Origin of the sequence: Streptomyces capillispiralis (assembly GCF_007829875.1) — a bacterium.
GTDB classification, from domain to species: domain Bacteria; phylum Actinomycetota; class Actinomycetes; order Streptomycetales; family Streptomycetaceae; genus Streptomyces; species Streptomyces capillispiralis.
Genome location: NZ_VIWV01000001.1, coordinates 6,248,889 through 6,269,629, shown reverse-complemented (window position 1 = coordinate 6,269,629; position 20,741 = coordinate 6,248,889). Strand labels below are relative to the sequence as shown.

17 protein-coding genes and 1 riboswitch are annotated in these 20,741 nt (G+C 74.4%); of the genes, 11 read left to right on the top strand and 6 right to left on the bottom strand.

The features are described from left to right. Positions 1 to 91: 91 nt before the first annotated feature. From FHX78_RS27330 to abc-f, 3 genes are all read right to left on the bottom strand, one after another. Entirely contained in the window at positions 92 to 895 is an 804-nt protein-coding gene (locus tag FHX78_RS27330) for an enoyl-CoA hydratase/isomerase family protein (RefSeq protein WP_145870062.1), read from the bottom strand. A 107-nt stretch (positions 896 to 1,002) separates the two neighbouring features. Further along, positions 1,003 to 1,224, bottom strand: coding sequence for a helix-turn-helix domain-containing protein (locus FHX78_RS27325; RefSeq protein WP_029385158.1), 222 nt, complete (start codon positions 1,222 to 1,224; stop codon positions 1,003 to 1,005). A gap of 419 nt (positions 1,225 to 1,643) precedes the next feature. Further along, complete coding sequence (gene abc-f, locus FHX78_RS27320; protein WP_145870061.1) at positions 1,644 to 3,242, bottom strand: ribosomal protection-like ABC-F family protein; 1,599 nt, start codon at positions 3,240 to 3,242, stop codon at positions 1,644 to 1,646. 166 nt (positions 3,243 to 3,408) lie between these two features. On the opposite strand from abc-f, the gene FHX78_RS27315 reads away from it, so the two are divergent. Further along, positions 3,409 to 3,828 carry a VOC family protein gene (locus FHX78_RS27315; protein ID WP_145870060.1) on the top strand — a complete coding sequence of 140 codons (420 nt, stop codon included), beginning with the start codon at positions 3,409 to 3,411 and terminating at the stop codon, positions 3,826 to 3,828. A gap of 12 nt (positions 3,829 to 3,840) precedes the next feature. Here FHX78_RS27315 and FHX78_RS27310 read toward each other — a convergent pair whose 3' ends face one another. The 3 genes from FHX78_RS27310 to FHX78_RS27300 all read right to left on the bottom strand — a co-directional run bounded on the left by FHX78_RS27310 (position 3,841) and on the right by FHX78_RS27300 (position 7,474). Continuing rightward, a complete protein-coding gene (locus tag FHX78_RS27310) occupies positions 3,841 to 5,322 on the bottom strand; it encodes a hypothetical protein (protein ID WP_167531870.1) in 1,482 nt (493 codons plus the stop codon). Between the two features lie 168 nt (positions 5,323 to 5,490). Continuing rightward, on the bottom strand, positions 5,491 to 6,618 hold the full coding sequence (locus tag FHX78_RS27305) for an alpha/beta hydrolase (RefSeq protein ID WP_145870059.1): 1,128 nt from the start codon (positions 6,616 to 6,618) through the stop codon (positions 5,491 to 5,493). A 124-nt stretch (positions 6,619 to 6,742) separates the two neighbouring features. Continuing rightward, entirely contained in the window at positions 6,743 to 7,474 is a 732-nt protein-coding gene (locus FHX78_RS27300) for a class II aldolase/adducin family protein (protein ID WP_145870058.1), read from the bottom strand. An 81-nt stretch (positions 7,475 to 7,555) separates the two neighbouring features. Between FHX78_RS27300 and FHX78_RS36925 the strand changes: the two genes are divergently transcribed. The 10 genes from FHX78_RS36925 to cobI all read left to right on the top strand — a co-directional run bounded on the left by FHX78_RS36925 (position 7,556) and on the right by cobI (position 20,699). Further along, positions 7,556 to 7,711 carry a hypothetical protein gene (locus FHX78_RS36925; protein ID WP_167531869.1) on the top strand — a complete coding sequence of 52 codons (156 nt, stop codon included), beginning with the start codon at positions 7,556 to 7,558 and terminating at the stop codon, positions 7,709 to 7,711. A 224-nt stretch (positions 7,712 to 7,935) separates the two neighbouring features. Then, positions 7,936 to 9,189 (top strand): inorganic phosphate transporter, encoded by a 1,254-nt coding sequence (locus FHX78_RS27295; RefSeq protein WP_145870057.1) that lies wholly within the window; start codon positions 7,936 to 7,938, stop codon positions 9,187 to 9,189. A 31-nt stretch (positions 9,190 to 9,220) separates the two neighbouring features. Next, positions 9,221 to 9,442, top strand: coding sequence for a hypothetical protein (locus FHX78_RS27290; protein WP_145870056.1), 222 nt, complete (start codon positions 9,221 to 9,223; stop codon positions 9,440 to 9,442). A gap of 152 nt (positions 9,443 to 9,594) precedes the next feature. After that, a riboswitch (cobalamin riboswitch) is annotated at positions 9,595 to 9,732 on the top strand. Positions 9,733 to 9,857: 125 nt separating this feature from the next. Continuing rightward, positions 9,858 to 10,799 carry a cobalamin biosynthesis protein gene (locus tag FHX78_RS27285; protein ID WP_145870055.1) on the top strand — a complete coding sequence of 314 codons (942 nt, stop codon included), beginning with the start codon at positions 9,858 to 9,860 and terminating at the stop codon, positions 10,797 to 10,799. After that, entirely contained in the window at positions 10,796 to 12,307 is a 1,512-nt protein-coding gene (locus tag FHX78_RS27280; RefSeq protein WP_145870054.1) for a cobyric acid synthase, read from the top strand. Before FHX78_RS27285 ends, FHX78_RS27280 begins: the two co-directional genes overlap by 4 nt. Next, positions 12,304 to 15,975, top strand: a complete 3,672-nt coding sequence (gene cobN / locus FHX78_RS27275) for a cobaltochelatase subunit CobN (protein ID WP_145870053.1) — start codon at positions 12,304 to 12,306, stop codon at positions 15,973 to 15,975. Before FHX78_RS27280 ends, cobN begins: the two co-directional genes overlap by 4 nt. Next, positions 15,972 to 17,978: a putative cobaltochelatase gene (locus FHX78_RS27270; RefSeq protein ID WP_145870052.1), complete on the top strand. Its 2,007-nt coding sequence runs from the start codon at positions 15,972 to 15,974 to the stop codon at positions 17,976 to 17,978. Before cobN ends, FHX78_RS27270 begins: the two co-directional genes overlap by 4 nt. Beyond that, positions 17,978 to 18,586, top strand: coding sequence for a cob(I)yrinic acid a,c-diamide adenosyltransferase (gene cobO, locus FHX78_RS27265; RefSeq protein ID WP_145870051.1), 609 nt, complete (start codon positions 17,978 to 17,980; stop codon positions 18,584 to 18,586). Before FHX78_RS27270 ends, cobO begins: the two co-directional genes overlap by 1 nt. Beyond that, positions 18,580 to 19,971: a cobyrinic acid a,c-diamide synthase CobB gene (locus FHX78_RS27260; RefSeq protein ID WP_145870050.1), complete on the top strand. Its 1,392-nt coding sequence runs from the start codon at positions 18,580 to 18,582 to the stop codon at positions 19,969 to 19,971. The genes cobO and FHX78_RS27260 overlap by 7 nt, the downstream gene beginning before the upstream one ends. Further along, positions 19,968 to 20,699 (top strand): precorrin-2 C(20)-methyltransferase, encoded by a 732-nt coding sequence (cobI, locus tag FHX78_RS27255; RefSeq protein WP_145870049.1) that lies wholly within the window; start codon positions 19,968 to 19,970, stop codon positions 20,697 to 20,699. The genes FHX78_RS27260 and cobI overlap by 4 nt, the downstream gene beginning before the upstream one ends. Positions 20,700 to 20,741 lie beyond the last annotated feature (42 nt).

Below are 20,741 nucleotides of genomic sequence, written 5' to 3'. Positions count from 1 at the left end.
CGCTGCACCGGCTCACCCGTCCCCGGCCCGCGCGGGTACCTCTCGGTACCGGCACCGGCGGGGCGGGGAGGTCCGGGCAGCCGGGGGCGTGCTACTCGCCGAGGCCGGCCAGGTCGCGCAGACGGCGGGCCTGGGCGGCGCGTTCGGCGGCGCGCTGCTCGTCGTAGGTGCGGTCCTGGGCACCGCGCAGGAGGGCCTTGGTCTCGATCACGGCGTCGCGGGGAGCCGCCAGCAGCGCCCCGGCGAGGTCGCGGACCGTCGCGTCCAGCTCGGCCGCGGGCACGGCCAGGTTGGCCAGGCCGGTGCTCACGGACTCCTCGGCCGTGACGAAGCGCCCGGTCGCGCAGATCTCCAGCGCGCGGGCGTAGCCGACGAGCCCGACCAGCGGGTGCGTGCCCGCCAGGTCGGGGACGAGGCCGAGGCTGGTCTCGCGCATGGCGAACTGCACGTCGTCCGCGACGACGCGCAGGTCACAGGCGAGCGCCAGCTGGAACCCGGCCCCGATGGCGTGCCCCTGCACGGCCGCGACGGACACGATGTCGCTGCGCCGCCACCAGGTGAACGCCTCCTGGAACGCGGCGATGGTCGCGTCCAGCGTGGCGTCGTCATGGCGCGCCAGGTCGATGAACGACGGCTCGCCCTCGATTCCCTCGGGCGTGAACATCTGCCGGTCGAGTCCGGCGGAGAAGGACTTGCCCTCCCCGCGCAACACCACGACCCGGACGGATCCGGGCAGCAGCCGGCCCGCCTCGATCAGCGCGCGCCACAGAGCGGGGCTCTGCGCGTTGCGCTTGGCCGGGTTGGTCAGCGTCACCGTGGCGATCGCGTCGTCGACGGTGAGCCGTACGCCGTCCTTGTCGAGTACCGGACCGAGGTCCTGGGCGGACGAAGCCATGGGGCGCCTCCGATGGGTGCGGTCAACCTAAGTGACTGCACAGTAACCACCCGGCCGGTCACTTGGCCGACCGGGTGGCCACCATCGGGATCGCGGGGCGCCCGGGATCAGGCCGAAGGGGCCTTTTTGCCCCGTGTCGCCCCGCCACGCCCTCGCAGCGTGACGCCCGACTCGCTGAGCATGCGGTGCACGAAGCCATACGAGCGGCCGGTCTCCTCGGCCAACGCCCGGATGCTCGCACCGGCGTCGTACTTCTTCTTCAGGTCTGCCGCGAGCTTGTCGCGCGCGGCGCCGGTCACCCGGCTGCCCTTCTTCAGAGTCTCGGCCACCCGTGCCTCCTCATGGGAAGTGCGCTCTGGTCTCCTCATGATCACCCCTCCCGGCCCCGATGGCCACCCATTCGGCAAGGTCGGTGAGACAAGGTTGTGACGACGGGAGCGCGTCCCCACAAACGGAATCCGTCATTCCGCAGTGTGCGGCCGGTACCTCCGATCGGGTTCCCCCGCGAAGTGCCAGGTCAGAGAGGAGTGGCGGCCGAGCCCCGGTCCGCCGGGGGCTCGGCCGCGACATCGGTGTAGGACACACCTCGGGATGAGGAGATCTCACACGAATGATGGATCACCGCTAAGCCGAATGATCCATACGCAGTGGATCACGCCTTCGATCAACCCCGGCTGACCGCTTCGGGGCCGAACGCGCCCGTTTCGGGTGCGGGGCTGCCCGCGACGGGCAGCCCCGCCCGGCACGGTCAGGCGAGCGCGACGAGATCCGCGTAGTCGGCGCCCCACAGGTCCTCGACGCCGTCCGGCAGGAGGATGATCCGCTCCGGCTGGAGCGCCTCGACGGCTCCCTCGTCGTGGGTGACCAGGACGACCGCGCCCTTGTAGGTGCGCAGCGCGCCGAGGATCTCCTCGCGGCTGGCCGGGTCGAGGTTGTTGGTCGGCTCGTCGAGCAGCAGCACGTTGGCCGACGACACCACGAGGGTCGCGAGCGCCAGACGGGTCTTCTCGCCGCCGGAGAGCACCCCGGCCGGCTTGTCCACGTCGTCGCCGGAGAACAGGAACGAGCCGAGCACCTTGCGGACCTCGACGAGGTCCATGTCGGGTGCGGCGGAGCGCATGTTCTCCAGGACGGTGCGGTCGGGGTCGAGGGTCTCGTGCTCCTGGGCGTAGTAGCCGAGCTTGAGGCCGTGGCCGGGGACGACCTTGCCGGTGTCGGGCTCCTCCACCCCGCCGAGCAGGCGCAGCAGCGTGGTCTTGCCGGCGCCGTTGAGGCCGAGGATGACGACCCGGGAGCCCTTGTCGATGGCCAGGTCGACGTCGGTGAAGATCTCCAGGGAGCCGTACGACTTCGACAGGCCCTCGGCCATCAGCGGGGTCTTGCCGCAGGGCGAGGGGTCGGGGAAGCGCAGCTTGGCGACCTTGTCGGACTGGCGGACGTCCTCGAGGCCGGCCAGCAGCTTCTCCGCGCGGCGGGCCATGTTCTGCGCGGCGACCGTCTTGGTGGCCTTGGCCCGCATCTTGTCGGCCTGCGAGTTGAGCGCGGCGGCCTTCTTCTCGGCGTTCTGCCGTTCGCGCCGGCGGCGCTTCTCGTCGGCCTCGCGCTGCTGCTGGTAGAGCCTCCAGCCCATGTTGTAGACGTCGATGGTGGCGCGGTTGGCGTCCAGGTAGAACACCTTGTTGACGACCGTCTCGACCAGGTCGACGTCGTGGGAGATCACGATGAAGCCGCCGCGGTAGGTCTTGAGGTAGTCGCGCAGCCAGACGATCGAGTCGGCGTCGAGGTGGTTGGTCGGCTCGTCGAGCAGCAGGGTGTCCGCGTCGGAGAAGAGGATGCGGGCCAGTTCGACGCGGCGGCGCTGACCGCCGGAGAGGGTGTGCAGCGGCTGGCCGAGCACCCGGTCGGGCAGGTTCAGCGCGGCGGCGATGGTGGCGGCCTCGGCCTCGGCGGCGTACCCGCCCTTGGTGAGGAACTCGGTCTCCTGGCGCTCGTACTGCCGCAGGGCCTTCTCGCGGGTGGCGCCCTGGCCGTTGGCGATGCGCTGTTCGTTCTCGCGCATCTTGCGGAGCAGGACGTCGAGTCCGCGCGCGGAGAGGATGCGGTCGCGGGCGAGGACGTCGAGGTCGCCGGTGCGGGGGTCCTGGGGAAGGTAGCCGACCTCGCCGGAGCGGGTGACGGTGCCGCCGGCCGGAATGCCCTGGCCGGCGAGGACCTTGGTGAGGGTGGTCTTGCCTGCGCCGTTGCGGCCGACCAGGCCGATGCGGTCGCCCTTGGCGACGCGGAAGGTGGCGCTTTCGATGAGGACGCGGGCACCGGCGCGCAGCTCGATGCCGGAGGCGGAGATCACGGACAGACTCCTGGGGCGGTTTGGGTGGCGGTGGGCGGCTGAGGACGTTCCCGCCGTCTAATGCGCGAGGAGAATGGCCATGCGAGCCATTCTAACGGGGCCGTGCAAGCGGTTTTGCTGCGTGCGGAAGTCGGTGCACCGGTCCGGACACGAGGGAGTGATCGCCATGGCAGGCACGGGCGGCGGACGTCCGAGCGTCTTCCCGACGCTGCTCTACACGGACGCCAGGGCGGCGATCCGGCAGCTGACGGAGGCCTTCGGCTTCACCGAGCGGTCGGTGTACGAGAGCGAGGACGGCACCGTGATGCACGCCGAGCTGGTGCAGGGCGACGGGGCGGTGATGCTGGGCTCGAAGGGGCGCGGCGGGGTGTTCGACACGGCGATGAGGGGCGCGGGTCCGGCCGGGGTGTACGTCGTCGTGGACGACGTCGACGCACACCACCGGCGGGCTGCGGAGCAGGGCGCGGAGATCCTGCTGCCCCCGACGGACCAGGATCACGGCTCCCGGGACTACATGGCCCGGGACCTCGAGGGCAACGTCTGGAGCTTCGGCACCTACGCGCCCGAGACCGGCACCGGGGTCTGAGGAGCCCGGGGTTCAGCCGCCGGTGTGCACCTGGAAGGCGGCCCGGCGGACGGCCTTGGCCAGCGCCGGGTCGGGGTGCGCGGCGGCGAGGGCGACCAGGACCTGCACGGTGCGCGGGTGGCCGACCGCGCGCACCTCCTGGAGCAGCGCGGGGACGGTCGGCTGCACCGCGGACTCCAGGTGCCGGACCAGCAGCGGGGCCTCACCGTGGTCGGCGACGGCGGCGGCGGTGTCCACCCACAGCCAGGTCGCCTCCTGACGGGTGAGGACCTCGTGGGCGTCCTCGGGGTCGGCGCCGTCGTGCTCGGCGAGCCACAGCAGGGCGTAGGGGCGCAACGTCGGCTCGTCGAGGGCGGCGCGCACCTCGGGCTCGGCGGGGGCGCCCACGACGCGCAGCGCCTCGAAGGCGAGGCCGCGCAGCAGGGCGTCCTCGCCGCGGGCGGCGGCGATCAGCTCGGTGACGGCGCTGCCGACCGGGCGGGCGGCGAGCCAGGCGCGGTACTCGGCGCGGGCGGCGTTGGGGCGCAGCTGGGCGCAGCCGCGCAGCATGTCCTCGGCGCCCTGCTCGATGTTCCCGGCGGGGCTCTGCGCGGCGACGCAGATCTGCTCCAGCTTGACCCACACCGCCCAGCTGCCCAGCGGGGTGAGGGTGGCCTGCCCGTCGCCGTAGGTGAGGGCGCCGACGGAGGCGAGGGCTTCGAGGGCCCAGTCGAGCAGCGGTGCGAGCGGGGCGTCGGCGGCGGCCGGCTCGGGCGGCGCGGGGCGCGGCCGCTGGAGCGGGGTCCCGGACGGGCCGTCGGAGGCTGCGGAGGCGTCGGCCGCGGGCGCCTCGGCGTCGGCCGCCTCGGGCTGCGGGGCGTAGTCGATCTCGCAGCGCTCCGTACGGAGCTCGGTGACGCGCTGCTGCAGCAGGTCGAGGAGCTGGGGCACCGGGACCGGGCCGGCGGACAGCTGGAGGAAGGAGAGCACCTGCGGCATGGCCGTGACGACCTCGGCGACGGCGGCGTGCTCGTACTCCTCGGGCTCCGGGTGGGCCAGCGACCAGGCGTCGCAGAGGGCGACCCAGCCGCGCAGCACGGCGCTGTCGTCACGGTCCCAGGCGCGCAGCCGCCAGCCGGGGCGGGCGCTGTCGCCGTGCACCTCGATGAGGCCGGCCAGCCGGGCGGTGTCCCAGTCGGCGCGGACCTGAGCGACGGTCAGCCCGAGGGCGTGGGCCGCCCGTTCGGCGGTCGCGTCGGAGAGGGTGGCCTTGCCGTCGGTGGTGGCGCTGTCCCCGCCGGGGCCGAGGGCGGCGTCGGCCCAGCGGGCGACGCGGGCCGCGGCGGCCAGACCGGAGCGTGCCATTCTGGCCAGCTCCGCCGGTGCGGGGGTGCCCTCCGGGGGGCGCGGCGCGGGGCGGCGCGGGCGCCGCTGGTTGATCGCTGCGGGGGCGGCGGCCAGGGGTCGCGGGCGGACAAGTCGAAGCCTGGAGTCGCGCGGGATACGGGACGTCACGGGTGCAGTCTTCCGGTTGACGGTCCGAAAACCCAAACGGAATGCGGACGAGGGCCCGGGAGCGGCCCGCGCGGCGGCCCCGGACGCGGTCGGAGGGAGGGAATCAGGCCACTGGTACGGCGATAAACGGAATCCTCGGCACCGGCCGTGGGCCGTTCGGGGGCACGGTCACATCAACGGGGTGAGGAAGCGCCTCAGGGCCTCTTCGTAGGCCTGCGGGTCGGCGTTCCACATGGCGGCGTGGGGAGCGTCCGCGACGGTGTGCAGGGTGATGGTGTTCGGGTGGTCGGCGGCGAGGCGGCGGGAGAAGCGCCAGGGGGCGACCGTGTCGTCGGGGCCGTGGAAGATCTGCGTGGGGACGGCGACCCGGTCCAGGTGGACGGCGCCGGGGCTGCGGTCGCCGTACAGGCCCGTGCGGCCCTGGGCGGCGCGGACGGCGAGCGGCAGCAGGACGCCCGGGGTGCGGCCGGCCGCGGCGAGGGCGCGCAGGGTCGCCTCCCAGTCGAGCACCGGGGAGTCCAGGACGAGCCCGGCGACGTGGGCGCGGACGTCGGAGCGGGCGGCGGCGCGCAGCGCCATGGTGGCGCCGGTGGACCAGCCGTACAGGACGACCTGCCGGGCGCCCGCGCGCACGGCGTGGTGCATCGCCGCGTCGAGATCGCGCCACTCGGTCTCGCCGAGGTGGTGGAGGCCGTCCGGGGAGCGGGGTGCGCCGGGGTCGCCCCGGTGGGCGGGGGCGAGCACCGGGAAGCGGTGACGGTGCAGGACCTCCATGAGGTTCATGGTGTGTTCCCGGGTGGTGCCGATGCCGTGGACGGCGATCACCCAGGTGTCCCGGGCGGCCGGCACGAACCAGGCGGGCAGGGAGCCGAGTTCCCCGGGGATGTCGAGGTCGGTGTGGTCGAGGCCGAGGGCCGTGCGGGGGTCGCCCACGTACAGGTTGGGGGTGAACCAGGCGCGGTCGCCGGGTTCGAGGGTGCCGTGGGTGACGCACTCCAGGCTGCGGACGACGGTGTCGGCGCTGTGCACGGTGTCGTCCCGCACGGGTCCGACGACCGCGTGGAAGCCGTCACCGGCGAGGCCGTAGCGGCCGGGGCGCAGGGCGGCGAGGTCCCGGGTGAGGCTGACCCGGCCGGCCGCGGTGGAGTGCACGGTGAGGCGGGGTTCGGTGGGCAGGGGTCTGCCCGGGGGCATCCGGAGGGCGGCGTCGCTGGCGAACCGGCCGGCGGCCACCGCGGCGGCACCGGCCCCTATCACGGCGGTGACGGCAGCGGCCGTCGCTCTGGCAGTGCGCACGTTCTCCAGTGTCCTGTCGGACGGCACGACCGGCCAGTGGGCACCCGCGCGGCGCCGGCGCCCGCACGCCCGCCCGCACGCCCCCGGGTCGCGGCCGTCCGGGCGCTGGTTCCGGCCCCCGCCGTCAGCCCCGCTGCCCGTACCCCCGCAGGCGCTCGCCCACCTCCGTCAGCTGCTCCGGGGTCAGCAGGCGCGGGGACAGGCCCGGGACCGAGGAGGCGGTCAGCCAGACGCGGCACATCCACTCCAGCTGGGCCGTGCGGTCGTAGGCCTGGGCGAGGGTCGTGCCGTGGGTGACGGTGCCGTGGTTCTGCAGGAGGCAGCCGGTGCGGCCGTCGAGGGCGCGGAGCATGTTCCCGGCCAGCTCGTCGGTGCCGTACGTCGCATAGCGGGCGACCCGGACGGGGCCGCCCAGTGCCGCGGCCATGTAGTGGATCAGCGGCAGCTCGTCGACGAGCGTGGAGACGGCCGTCGCGTGCACGGCGTGCGTGTGCACCACGGCGCGCGCGCCGGTGGTGCGGTAGACCGCGAGGTGCAGGGGCAGCTCACTGGTCGGCACCAGCGAGCCGAGGACCTGCCGGCCGGTGAGGTCGACACCGGTCACGTCGTCCGGCGTCAGCCGGTCGTACGGCACTCCCGACGGAGTGACCAGGACCGTGTCGCCGACCCGCACCGAGACGTTGCCGGAGGTGCCCACGACGAGCCCGTCGGCGACGGTCCGGCGCGCGGTCTCGACGAGGTCCGCCCAGGCGCGCGCCTCCTCCTCGGGCACACGCCTCCCCCGCGCGTCCCCCACGCCCCGGGCGCCACCCCCGGCGTCCCCCGCTTCCCGTCCGCCCCGCCGCTGCTCAGCCATGCCGCGATCCTGCCAGGCAGGCCGTCGGCCCCGCCTGCGCGTCCGCCGTCCGCCGGCCGTCGGCCGTCGCGCCAGAAGGGCGTGGACCGGCCGTCCGCCGAGGCCGCGGGCGCCCGCTTCGTCCACGTCGAGGCGACCGAGGCCACCACCTACCGCGACCCCCGCTGCGCCCGGCGGCACCAGGGGTCCCGCCGGGCCGGCCGGCCCGCCGCGCGGCGCGGGCACCCTCCCGAGTGACCGGAATCTCTTCCACGGCTCACTCGATCGGCTGAAGCGGTGCGCCGCGGGCGCCCGCCCCGCCGGGCACGGGGCAGCCCAGGGGCACGGCGGGCGACCCCCGCCATCCGGCGGAGCGGCGACCCCCTTTTACGGTCACCACGACGCCCATTCCAGTTCATCTTCCGTTCACCCTGGTTACCTACGGTCGACCAGCCAATGACCTCGAACGATTGCCTGGGTAAATGGAAGGCTTCTCGCTGATCCTCGCGATTGTGGTGGTAACCGCACTCGCGTTCGATTTCACGAACGGTTTCCACGACACCGCGAACGCGATGGCAACGACCATTTCGACCGGTGCGCTCAAGCCCAAGGTCGCGGTGGCCATGTCCGCCGTGCTGAACCTTGTCGGCGCCTTCCTCTCGGTGGAGGTCGCCAACACGATCTCCAAGGGCCTCGTCGACGAGGCCGGCATCCGTCCCGAGGTCATCTTCGCCGCGTTGGTCGGCGCGATCCTCTGGAACCTGCTGACGTGGCTGGTCGGTCTGCCGTCCAGCTCCTCGCACGCCCTCATGGGCGGCCTGATCGGCGCCACCGTCGCCTCCGCCGGCTTCGGCGCGGTGCACGGCGACGTCCTCGTCACCAAGGTCCTCATCCCCGCGATCGCCGCCCCGCTGGTGGCCGGCCTCGCCGCGATGCTCGCCACCCGGCTGACCTACCGCCTGGGCCGGAAGGCCGACGGCAAGGCCTCCGAGAAGGGCTACCGCGCCGGGCAGATCGCCTCCGCCGGCCTGGTCTCGCTGGCCCACGGCACCAACGACGCCCAGAAGACGATGGGCATCATCACCCTCGCCCTGGTCGCCGGCGGCACCCTCGCCCCCGACTCCGACCCGCCCATGTGGGTCATCCTCTCCGCGGGCATCGCCATCGCGCTCGGCACCTACCTCGGCGGCTGGCGCATCATCCGCACCATGGGCAAGGGCCTGACCGACCTCCAGCCGCAGCAGGGCTTCGCCGCCCAGACCAGCGCCGCGACGGTCATCCTGGCCTCCTCGCACCTCGGCTTCTCGCTCTCCACCACGCATTCCGTTTCCGGTTCCGTGATGGGCGCGGGCCTGGGCCGCAGGGGCGGCGTCGTCCGCTGGTCGACGGCCACCCGGATGTTCATCGCCTGGGGCCTCACCCTGCCCGCGGCGGCCCTGGTCGCGGCGCTCGCCGAGTGGGTCTGCGGCTTCGGCGACTGGGGCACCGCCCTCGTGGCCGTCTTCCTGGTCGCCTCCAGCGCGGCGATCTGGAAGATCTCCCGGCGTGAGGTCGTCGACCACACCAACGTCAACGACCACGACGTCCCCGGCGAGGAGCCCTCCGGCGTGGTGACCCAGGCGATCGCCGCCGTCACCCCGCCCCCGGCCGGCACCGTGACCGACGAACTCGCCGCCTCCATCGCGGCCCCGGCGTCCACGGACCCGGCGGCCCCGCAGGCCAAGACCACCGTCTGACCGCGCCCCGGTACGAAGGAAGAAGAGCACCATGAAGATCGACTGGGCGGCCCTCGGCTCCGTGTTCGGCGTCAGCCTCGTGGTCACCGTGGCCCTGGTGGCCCTGTTCACCCTCGGCATCAACGGTCTGTCCCGCCAGGAGCGGGCCGCAGCCCAGGGCCGGTCCGCGGCCCTGGCCGTCACCGGCGCCTACGCCTGCTTCGCGGCGTGCGCGGCGGCGGTGGCCTACGGGATCTACCTGATCATGGCCTGACCACCCGAGCGTCTCCGTCCGACGGGCGGTGCGGGAGCCCCGGCACCCGCACCGCCCGTCGGCGTGTGCGCACCCCGCCCGCCGTCACCCACCGGAACCCCTCTGTGGGCCTCAGCACACTTCAGCCCCGCAGGTCAACGGCAAGTTGACGGCCCTTCCGGGGCCGTGGTGGACTGCCTCAGCCAATACGGCGGCAGGAGAGGAAGCCGGTGCGAATCCGGCGCGGTCCCGCCACTGTCACCGGGGTGCACACCCCGGGAGCCAGGAACTCTCACCGCCGGTCTCGTCGAACCAGGGCGCGGACACCCTGAGTGAGGACCCAACGCCATGCGCGGCTGCCCGTCGAGGTCGATCAGCGACGCCCCGCCCCTCCCCGGGGCCACCCCCTCCTCCGGAACACCGGCCGGCTGACCCCATGGGTGCCGATCGCGTCTTCGCGTACGGCGCCGCCGCCGGCCTCCTCGGCGACCTGCTGCTCGGCGATCCCCGCCGCGGGCACCCGGTCGCCGCTTTCGGGCGGGCCGCGGCCGCCGTGGAACGAGTGCTGTGGCGGGACGACCGGGGCCGGGGCGCCGTGCACACCGCCGTGTGCGTCGGCGGGACCGTCGCGCTGGGAAGCCTTGCCGCACGCCTCGTGCGCTCCTCCCCCGCCGCCTCCGTCGCCCTGACCGGCGTCGCCACCTGGGCCGTCGTCGGCGGCACCTCGCTGGCCCGGGAGGCCCGTGCCGTCGCCGCGGCGCTGGAGGCCGGGGACGTGGAGGCGGCCCGGGCCCGGCTGCCGCACCTGTGCGGCCGCGACCCCCAGGCCCTGGACGCCGACGGGATCGCCCGCGCGGTGGTCGAGTCCGTCGCCGAGAACACCTCCGACGCCGTGGTCGGCGCCCTGGTGTGGGGCGCCGTCGCCGGGGTGCCGGGCCTGCTGGGCTTCCGCGCCGTCAACACCCTGGACGCGATGGTCGGCCACAAGTCCCCCCGCTACCGCCGCTACGGCTGGGCCTCCGCCCGCCTCGACGACGTCGCCGGATGGCCCGGGGCGCGGCTGACCGCCGTACTCGCCGCGCTCGCCGGACCGGACCCGCGCGGTGCCGTGCGGGCGTGGCGGACCGACGCGCACCGGCATCCGAGCCCCAACGCCGGTCCCGTGGAGGCGTCCTTCGCGGGCGCGCTCGGGGTGCGGCTCGGCGGCACCCTCTCCTACGGCGGGCGGGTCGAGCACCGGCCCGCCCTCAACGGCGGCGGCCGGGCCGTGGCCGTGTCCGACATCGAGCGGGCGGTACGGCTCTCGCGGCGGGTCGGCTGGCTCGCGCTCGGGGCCGGCGTCCTCGCGCGGAGCGTCATGAAGGGACGTGCATCGTGAGCGGTGGGGGTCTGCTGGTCGCCGGGACCACCTCGGACGCCGGCAAGAGCGTGGTGACCGCCGGGATCTGCCGGTGGCTGGTGCGCCAGGGCGTGAAGGTCGCGCCGTTCAAGGCGCAGAACATGTCGCTGAACTCGTTCGTGACCCGGGAGGGCGCCGAGATCGGGCGGGCGCAGGCGATGCAGGCCCAGGCCTGCCGCGTCGAGCCGACCGCGCTGATGAACCCGGTGCTGCTCAAGCCGGGCGGCGAGCAGTCCAGCCAGGTGGTGCTGCTGGGCCGGCCGGTCGGCGAGCTGAGCGCCCGCGGGTACCACGGCGGGCGCCAGCAGCGGCTGCTGGGCACGGTGCTGGACTGTCTGGAGCAGTTGCGGGGCACGTATGACGCGGTGATCTGCGAGGGGGCCGGCAGTCCGGCCGAGATCAATCTGCGGCGGACGGACATCGTCAACATGGGCATCGCCAGGAACGCCGGGCTGCCCGTGCTCGTCGTCGGCGACATCGACCGGGGCGGCGTCTTCGCGTCGTTCTTCGGCACCGTCGCCCTGCTGTCCCGCGAGGACCAGCAGTTGGTCGCCGGGTTCCTGGTGAACAAGTTCCGGGGCGACGTCTCGCTGCTGGAGCCGGGTCTGGAGATGCTGCACGGCCTGACCGGACGCCGGACCTACGGCGTGCTGCCGTTCCGGCACGGCCTCGGCATCGACGAGGAGGACGGTCTGAACGTGTCGCTGCGCGGCGCCGTGCGCGAGTCGGAGGTGGCCGCGCCGGCCGGCGAGGACGTCCTGCGGGTCGCGGTGTGCGCGGTGCCGCTGATGTCCAACTTCACGGACGTCGACGCGCTCGCCGCCGAACCGGGCGTCGTGGTGCGGTTCGTGGACCGGCCCGAGGAACTCGCCGACGCCGACCTCGTCGTCGTACCGGGGACGCGCGGCACCGTGCGGGCGCTCCGGTGGCTGCGGGAGCGCGGGCTCGCGGACGCGCTGAAGCGGCGGGCGGCCGAGGGGCGGCCCGTGCTCGGCATCTGCGGAGGCTTCCAGATCCTCGGGGAGCACATCGAGGACGAGGTCGAGAGCCGCGCGGGGCATGTGGACGGGCTCGGCATCCTGCCCGTACGGGTGCGGTTCGCCCGCGAGAAGACCCTCGCCCGGCCGTCCGGCGACGCCCTCGGGGAGCCCGTCGAGGGGTACGAGATCCACCACGGGGTCGCCGAGGTCACGGGCGGTGAGCCGTTCCTCGACGGCTGCCGGGTCGGCCAGACCTGGGGCACGCACTGGCACGGCTCGCTGGAGTCGGACGGCTTCCGGCGCGCCTTCCTGCGCGAGGTCGCCGCCGCCGCGGGGCGCCGCTTCGTACCGGCCCCCGGCACCTCGTTCGCCGCGCTGCGCGAGCAGCAGCTCGACCGGCTCGGCGACCTGATCGAACAGCACGCGGACACGGACGCGCTGTGGCGGCTCATCGAGTCCGGCGCGCCGCAAGGACTGCCTTTCATTCCACCGGGAGCGCCCGCATGAGCACTGTGTTGTTGTTGTCGACCGCCGACACCGATCTGCTGGCGGCCCGGGCCGCCTCCGGTGCCTCCTACCGGATCGGCAACCCGACCCGGGTGGACGTGGCGGAGGAGCTGCCCGCGCTGCTCGACGGCGCGGACCTCGCCGTCGTCCGCCTGCTGGGCGGCAAGCGCGCCTGGGAGGACGGCCTCGCGGCGCTGAAGGCGTCCGGGATCCCGACCGTGCTGCTCGGCGGCGAGACGGTGCCGGACGCGGAGCTGATGGCCGAGTCGTCGGTGCCGGCCGGTGTGGTGGCCGAGGCGCTGCGCTACCTCGTCGAGGGCGGCCCGGAGAACCTGACCGAACTGGCGCGGTTCCTGTCGGACACCGTGCTGCTGACCGGCGAGGGCTTCGACGGGCCGCGGAAGATGCCCGAGTACGGGGTGCACGGCGAGCGGACCGCGGCCGAGGGCCGGCCCACCGTCGGCGTGCTCTTCTACCGCGCGCACGAACTCAGCGGCAACACCGCCTTCGTGGACACCCTGTGCGACGCGATCGAGGCCCACGGTGCCAACGCCCTGCCGGTGTACTGCGGTTCGCTGCGCGGCGCGGAGGAGGGGCTGTACGAGATCCTGGGGCGGGCCGACGCCCTGGTCGCCACCGTGCTGGCGGCCGGCGGCACGCACGCCTCGCAGGCGTCGGCCGGCGGTGACGAGGAGGCCTGGGACGTCGGGGCGCTCGCCGACCTGAACGTGCCGGTGCTGCAAGGGCTCTGCCTCACCTCGTCGCGGGCCGCGTGGGACGCCTCCGACGCCGCCCTGTCCCCCATGGACGCCGCGATGCAGGTCGCCATCCCCGAGTTCGACGGCCGGCTCGTCACGGTCCCCTTCTCCTTCAAGGAGCAGGGCCCGGACGACGTCCCGGTGTACGTCGCCGACCCGGAGCGGGCCGCGCGGGTGGCCGGCATCGCCGTACGCCACGCCCGGCTCGCGCACAAGCCGAACGCCGACAAGAGGCTCGCCCTGGTCTTCACCGCCTACCCGACGAAGCACTCGCGCGTCGGCAACGCGGTGGGCCTCGACACCCCGGCGTCCGCCGTCCGGGTCCTCGACGCGCTGCGGGACGCCGGATACGGCGTCGACGGCTACCCGGACAACGGCGACGAGCTGATCCACCGGCTGATCGAGGCCGGCGGCCACGACGTGGAGTGGCTGACGGAGGACCAGCTGGCCGCCGCGCCCGCGCGGGTGCCGCTGGCGGACTACCGGGCGTGGTTCGAGAAGCTGGACCCGGAGCTGCGCGGGGCGATGACGGAGGCGTGGGGCGAGCCGCCGGGCTCGCTGTACGTCGACGGCGACGACATCGTGCTGGCGTCGCTGCAGTTCGGGAACGTCGTCGTGATGATCCAGCCGCCGCGCGGCTTCGGCGAGAACCCGATCGCGATCTACCACGACCCCGACATGCCGCCGTCCCACCACTACATGGCGGCCTACCGGTGGCTGGAGGCCGCACCATCGCAGGGGGGCTTCGGCGCCGACGCGATCGTGCACATGGGCAAGCACGGCACGATGGAGTGGCTGCCGGGCAAGGGGCTGGGCCTGTCGGGCGGCTGCGCGCCGGACGCGGTCCTCGGCGACCTGCCGCTGATCTACCCGTTCATCGTCAACGACCCCGGTGAGGGCACCCAGGCCAAGCGGCGCGGCCACGCCACGGTGGTCGACCACCTGGTGCCGCCGATGGCCCGCGCCGACACCTACGGCGACCTGGCGAAGCTGGAGCAGCTGCTCGACGAGTACGCGCTGGTCTCCGACCTCGACCCGGCGAAGGCACCGGCGGTGCGCGCGCAGATCTGGACCCTGGTGAAGGCCGCCGAGCTCCACCACGACCTGCACGTGGACGACCAGCCGGACGACGACGCCTTCGACGAGTTCGTCATGCACATCGACGGCTATCTGTGCGAGATCAAGGACGTGCAGATCCGCGACGGTCTGCACATCCTCGGCGGCGGCCCGGTCGGCGAACCGCGCGTGAACCTGGTGCTGGCGGTGCTGCGCGCCTCGCAGGTGTGGGGCGGGCAGGCGAACGCGCTGCCGGGGCTGCGGGCCTCGCTGGCCGAGCACTTCGGGCTGGTGGAGAAGGACCTGCTGGCCGCGCCGGGCGCGCCGGTGAAGGTGCCGGTGGAGCTGACCGACCTGGTGGACGGCCCGGCGCGCACCGGCGCCGACGCGATCGACCTGCTGGAGCGGTTGTGCCGGCGGATCGCGGAGGGCATGGAGGAACGCGGCTGGACGGCCGGCGAAGGCGCCGGGCTGGTCCGGGAGGTGCTGGGCGCCGAACTGCCCGCGGCGGTCGCCGTGGTGGAGTTCGCGTGCACCGAGGTCGTGCCGCGGCTCGCGCGCACGACCGACGAGATCGGGCACATCCTGCGGGCGCTGGACGGCGGGTACGTCCCGGCGGGCCCGTCGGGCTCGCCCACGCGCGGCCTGGTCAACGTGCTGCCGACGGGGCGGAACTTCTACTCCGTCGACCCGAAGGCCATCCCGTCCCGGCTGAGCTGGGAGGTCGGGCAGTCGCTCGCCGAGTCGCTGGTGCAGCGGTATCTGCGGGACACGGGCGACTACCCGAAGTCCGTCGGGCTGACGGTGTGGGGCACGTCCGCGATGCGCACCCAGGGCGACGACATCGCCGAGATCCTGGCGCTGCTGGGCTGCCGCCCGGTGTGGGACGACGCGTCGCGCCGGGTGACCGGGTTCGAGGTGGTCGGGCTGGAGGAGCTGGGCCGGCCGCGCATCGACGTGACGGTCCGCATCTCCGGGTTCTTCCGGGACGCCTTCCCGCACGTGGTGGGGCTGATCGACGACGCGGTGCGGGCGGTGGCGGAGCTGGACGAGCCGGCCGATGCCAACTACGTACGGGCGCATGCGGACGAGGACACCGCCGAGCACGGCGACCGGCGCCGGGCCACGGCCCGCGTCTTCGGCTCCAAGCCGGGCGCGTACGGGGCGGGTCTGCTGCCGCTGATCGACGCCCGGAACTGGCGCTCCGACGCCGACCTCGCCGAGGTGTACGCGGTGTGGGGCGGCTACGCCTACGGGCGCGGGCTCGACGGGCGGGCGGCGCGCGGGGACATGGAGACGGCGTTCCGGCGGATCGCGGTGGCGGCGAAGAACGTCGACACGCGTGAACACGACCTCGTCGACGCGGACGACTACTTCCAGTACCACGGCGGCATGGTCGCCATGGTGCGGCACCTGACGGGCGCGAGCCCGGAGGCGTACGTCGGCGACTCGGCGACCCCGGACCAGGTGAGGACCCGCACGCTCGGCGAGGAGACGCACCGCGTGTTCCGGGCCCGCGTGGTCAACCCGCGCTGGATGGCGGCGATGCGCCGGCACGGCTACAAGGGCGCCTTCGAGATGGCGGCGACCGTGGACTACCTCTTCGGGTACGACGCCACCGCCGGGGTCGTGGACGACTGGATGTACGAGAAGCTCAGCGCGGAGTACGTCTTCGCCCCGGAGAACCGGGACTTCATGAAGAAGTCCAACCCGTGGGCGCTGCGCGGCATCACCGAGCGGCTGCTGGAGGCGGCGGACCGCGGGCTGTGGGCGGAGCCGGACGCGGAGACGCTGGAGCGGCTGCGCGCCACCTACCTGGAACTCGAAGGCGACCTGGAGGGCGACGACCAGTGACCACCCCCTTTCCGTTCACGGCCGTCGTCGGACAGGACGACCTGCGGCTCGCGCTGCTGCTGAACGCGGTCTCCCCGGCGGTCGGCGGTGTGCTGGTGCGCGGTGAGAAGGGCACGGCGAAGTCGACGGCGGTGCGGGCGCTTTCGGCGCTGCTGCCGGAGGTCGCCGTGGTGTCCGGCTGCCGGTTCTCCTGCGACCCCTCGGCCCCGGACCCGGCCTGCCCGGACGGGCCGCACGAGACCGGTGGCGGTGCCGCACGGCCCGCCCGCATGGTCGAGCTGCCCGTCGGCGCCTCCGAGGACCGGCTGGTCGGCGCCCTCGACATCGAGCGGGCGCTGTCCGAGGGCGTGAAGGCCTTCGAGCCGGGCCTGCTCGCCGACGCGCACCGGGGCATCCTCTACGTCGACGAGGTCAACCTGCTCCACGACCACCTGGTCGACCTGCTGCTGGACGCGGCCGCGATGGGCGCCTCGTACGTCGAGCGCGAGGGCGTCTCCGTGCGGCACGCGGCGCGTTTCCTGCTCGTCGGCACCATGAACCCGGAGGAGGGCGAGCTGCGGCCGCAGCTGCTCGACCGGTTCGGGCTGACCGTCGAGGTGGCGGCCTCGCGGGAGCCCGACCAGCGGGTGGAGGTCGTGCGGCGCCGGCTGGCGTACGACGACGACCCGGCCGGCTTCGCCGCGCGGTGGGCCGGCGAGGAGGCCGCCGTACGGGCGCGGATCGTGGCGGCGCGGGCGCTGCTGCCGTCGGTGCGGCTCGGGGACGGGGCGCTGCGGCAGATCGCGGCGACCTGCGCGGCGTTCGAGGTGGACGGCATGCGGGCCGACATCGTGATGGCGCGCACGGCGACCGCGCTGGCCGCCTGGGCGGGGCGGACGGAGGTGCTCGCCGAGGACGTGCGGCAGGCGGCGCTGCTGGCGCTGCCGCACCGGCGCAGGCGCAACCCCTTCGACGCTCCCGGTCTGGACGAGGACAAGCTCGACGAGACGCTGGAGGAGTTCGGGGGCGACGACGACCCCGACACCGATCCGGAGGGGCCGGACGGGCCCGACGGGGGTGGCGGACAGCCGCCCGCGGAGGGGCCGGACAGTGACGGGGACGCGGGGACGCCGGCCGAGGCCGAGGAGTCCGGTCCTTCGCAGCCGGCCGGGGCCGGTTCCGGTGAGCGGTCCCCCGTGGGTGCCGCCGAGCCGTTCCGCACGAAGGTGCTGAGCGTCCCCGGGATCGGTGAGGGGGCCGCCGGGCGGCGGTCCCGGGCGCGGACCGAGCACGGGCGGACGACCGGGGCGCGGCGCCCGAACGGCGCGCTGACCAAGCTGCACCTGGCCGCCACCGTCCAGGCCGCGGCACCGCACCAGCGGGCGCGGGGCCGCAGCGGCCCGGGCCTGGTGGTGCGCCGGGACGACCTGCGGCAGGCGACGCGGGAGGGGCGCGAGGCGAACCTCGTGCTGTTCGTGGTGGACGCCTCCGGGTCGATGGCGGCGCGGCAGCGGATGGGCGCGGTGAAGGGTGCCGTGCTGTCGTTGCTGCTGGACGCCTACCAGCGGCGGGACAAGGTGGGTCTGGTGACGTTCCGCGGGTCGGGGGCCGAGGTGGCGCTGCCGCCGACGTCGTCGGTGGACGCGGCGGCGGTCCGGCTGGAGTCGCTGCCGACCGGTGGGCGCACCCCGCTGGCGGCCGGGCTGCTCAAGGCGCACAGCGTGCTGCGGGTGGAGCGGCTGCGGGATCCCGCGCGCCGTCCGCTCCTGGTCGTGGTGACGGACGGACGGGCGACCGGTGGGCCGGAGCCGGTGGCGCTGGCCGGGCGCGCGGCGGGGCTGTTCGCGGCCGAGGGGGTCGCCTCGGTGGTCGTGGACTGCGAGTCGGGGCCGGTGCGGCTGGGGCTCGCCGGGCGGCTGGCCGGTGGGCTGGGCGGCACCGCGGTGACGCTGGACGAGCTGCGGGCGGACTCGATCGCCGGGCTGGTCAGGGATGTGCAGGGAACGTCGAGGAGGGCCGCGTAGTGCCGCAGGGACAGCCGAGTGTCGTACCGGACGACGGTCTGACGACCCGTCAGCGGCGGAATCGTCCGCTGGTCGTGGTGCACACGGGCGTGGGCAAGGGGAAGTCGACGGCCGCGTTCGGGCTGGCGCTTCGGGCGTGGAACCAGGGGTGGCCGATCGGGGTGTTCCAGTTCGTCAAGTCGGCGAAGTGGAAGGTCGGCGAGGAGAACGCGCTGCGGGTGCTCGGCGCCTCCGGCGAGGGCGGCACCGTCGACTGGCACAAGATGGGCGAGGGCTGGTCCTGGGTCCAGCGCGGCCTCCAGGGTGACAACTCGACGAACGAGGAGAAGGCGCGCGAGGGCTGGGAGCAGGTCAAGCGCGACCTGGCCGCCGAGACGTACCGGCTGTACGTGCTGGACGAGTTCGCCTACCCGATGCACTGGGGGTGGGTGGACACCGACGAGGTGGTGTCCGTGCTGCGGGACCGGCCGGGCACCCAGCACGTGGTGATCACCGGGCGGACCGCGCCGGAGCAGCTGGTGGAGTTCGCGGACCTGGTGACCGACATGTCCAAGGTGAAGCACCCCATGGACGCCGGGCAGAAGGGCCAGAGGGGCATCGAGTGGTGAACTGCGCCGTCCCCCGGCTGGTCGTCGCCGCGCCCTCCTCGGGCAGCGGCAAGACCACCGTCGCCACGGGGCTGATGGCCGCGCTCGCCGGGCGGGGGCTCGCCGTGTCCCCGCACAAGGTCGGGCCCGACTACATCGACCCCGGGTACCACGCGCTGGCCACCGGGCGGCCGGGGCGCAACCTCGACGCGTACCTGTGCGGCCCGGAGCTGCTCGCCCCGCTGTTCCTGCACGGGGCGCGGGGGTGTGACATCGCCGTGGTCGAAGGGGTGATGGGGCTGTACGACGGGGCCGCCGGGGAGGGTGAGCTGGCGTCCACCGCCCAGGTCGCCAAGCTGCTCGGGGCGCCGGTGGTGCTGGTCGTGGACGCCTCGTCGCAGTCGCGGTCGGTGGCGGCGCTGGTGCACGGGTTCGTGAGCTGGGACCCGGAGGTGCGGATCGGCGGCGTGATCCTGAACAAGGTCGGCTCGGACCGGCACGAGGCGTTGCTGCGGGAGGCCGTGGACTCCGTCGGGGTGCCGGTGCTGGGGGTGTTGCGGCGGGCGCCGCAGGCCGGCGTGCCGTCCCGGCACCTGGGGCTGGTTCCGGTCGCCGAGCGGGGTTCGCGGGCGGTGGAGGCGGTCGCGGCGATGGCCGCGCAGGTGACCGACGGGTGCGATCTGGAGGCGCTGGTCGGGCTGGCGCGAGGGGCCGGTGCGCTGTCCTGCGCGGAGTGGGACGCGGACGAGGTCCTGGCCTCCTCGGTTCGGGACGTACGCGAGGCCCCGGAGGCGCGGGGCGGGCCGAAGCGGGTCGCCGTCGCCGGCGGGGCGGCGTTCACCTTCTCCTACGCCGAGCACTCCGAGCTGCTGTCCGCCGCCGGGGCCGAGGTCGTCGTCTTCGATCCGCTGCGGGACGGGGAACTGCCCGAGGGGACCGGCGGGCTGGTCATCGGCGGCGGGTTCCCCGAGGTGTACGCCGCCGAGCTGTCGGCCAACGAGGGCCTGCGGAAGTCCGTCGCCGAGCTGGCCCTGAGCGGCGCTCCCGTGGCCGCCGAGTGCGCGGGGCTGCTGTACCTGAGCCGGGAGCTGGACGGCATGCCGATGTGCGGGGTGCTAGACGCCACCGCGCGGATGTCGGAGCGGCTGACCCTCGGCTACCGGGACGCGGTGGCCGTGAGCGACAGCGTGCTGGCCGGCGCGGGGACGCGGATGCGGGGGCACGAGTTCCACCGGACGGTGGTGGAGCCGGGCGCGGGGGCCGCTCCCGCGTGGGGGGTGCGGGCGCCGGAGCGGCGCGTCGAGGGATTTGTGGAGCGCGGTGTGCACGCGAGTTATCTGCACACGCACTGGGCGTCCGAGCCCGGTGTCGCCCGTCGGTTCGTGGAGAGGTGCCGGACGTCATGAGCAGCAGGCTGGTCGGGGTCGGGGTCGGTCCCGGGGACCCGGAGCTGGTGACCGTGAAGGGCGTGAACGCCCTGCGGGCGGCCGAGGTCGTCGTCGTACCGGTGATGGACACCGGGGAGCGGGGGCGGGCCGAGGCGACCGTGCTGCACTACGTGCCCGCCGAGAAGGTCGTCCGGGTGGTGTTCGCGCTGAACGAGCGCACCGACCGGGCGCGCCGCGAGGCCGCCTGGGACGCCGCCGGTGAGCGGGTCGCCGCGCTGCTGCGGGATACCGGGTCCGTCGCGTTCGCGACGATCGGCGACCCCAACGTGTACTCGACGTTCACCTATCTCGCCCAGACGGTCGCGGAGTCGGTGCCGGGGACGGTCGTGGAGACCGTGCCGGGAATCACCGCGATGCAGGACCTGGCGGCGCGTTCGGGGGCGGTGCTCACCGAGGGGACCGAGCCGCTGACGCTGGTGCCGGTGACCGCAGGGGCCGCCGTGCTCAAGGACGCGCTCGCCGGTCCGGGGACCGTCGTGGCGTACAAGTTCGGGCGGCAGGCGGGCGAGGTGGCCGAGGCGCTGCGGGAGACCGGGCGGCTCGACGACGCCGTGTGGGGGTCGGCGCTCGGGCTGCCGGAGGAGGCGGTCCGGCCGGCGGCGGAGCTGGACGGGGCGCCGCTGCCGTATCTCTCGACGCTGATCGCGCCGCCGCGGCGCGACGGCGGGCGCGGCGGCAAGCTCTGAGCCGCCGCCTTCGACGTCCCGTCCCCCCTTTTTCCTTCCCCA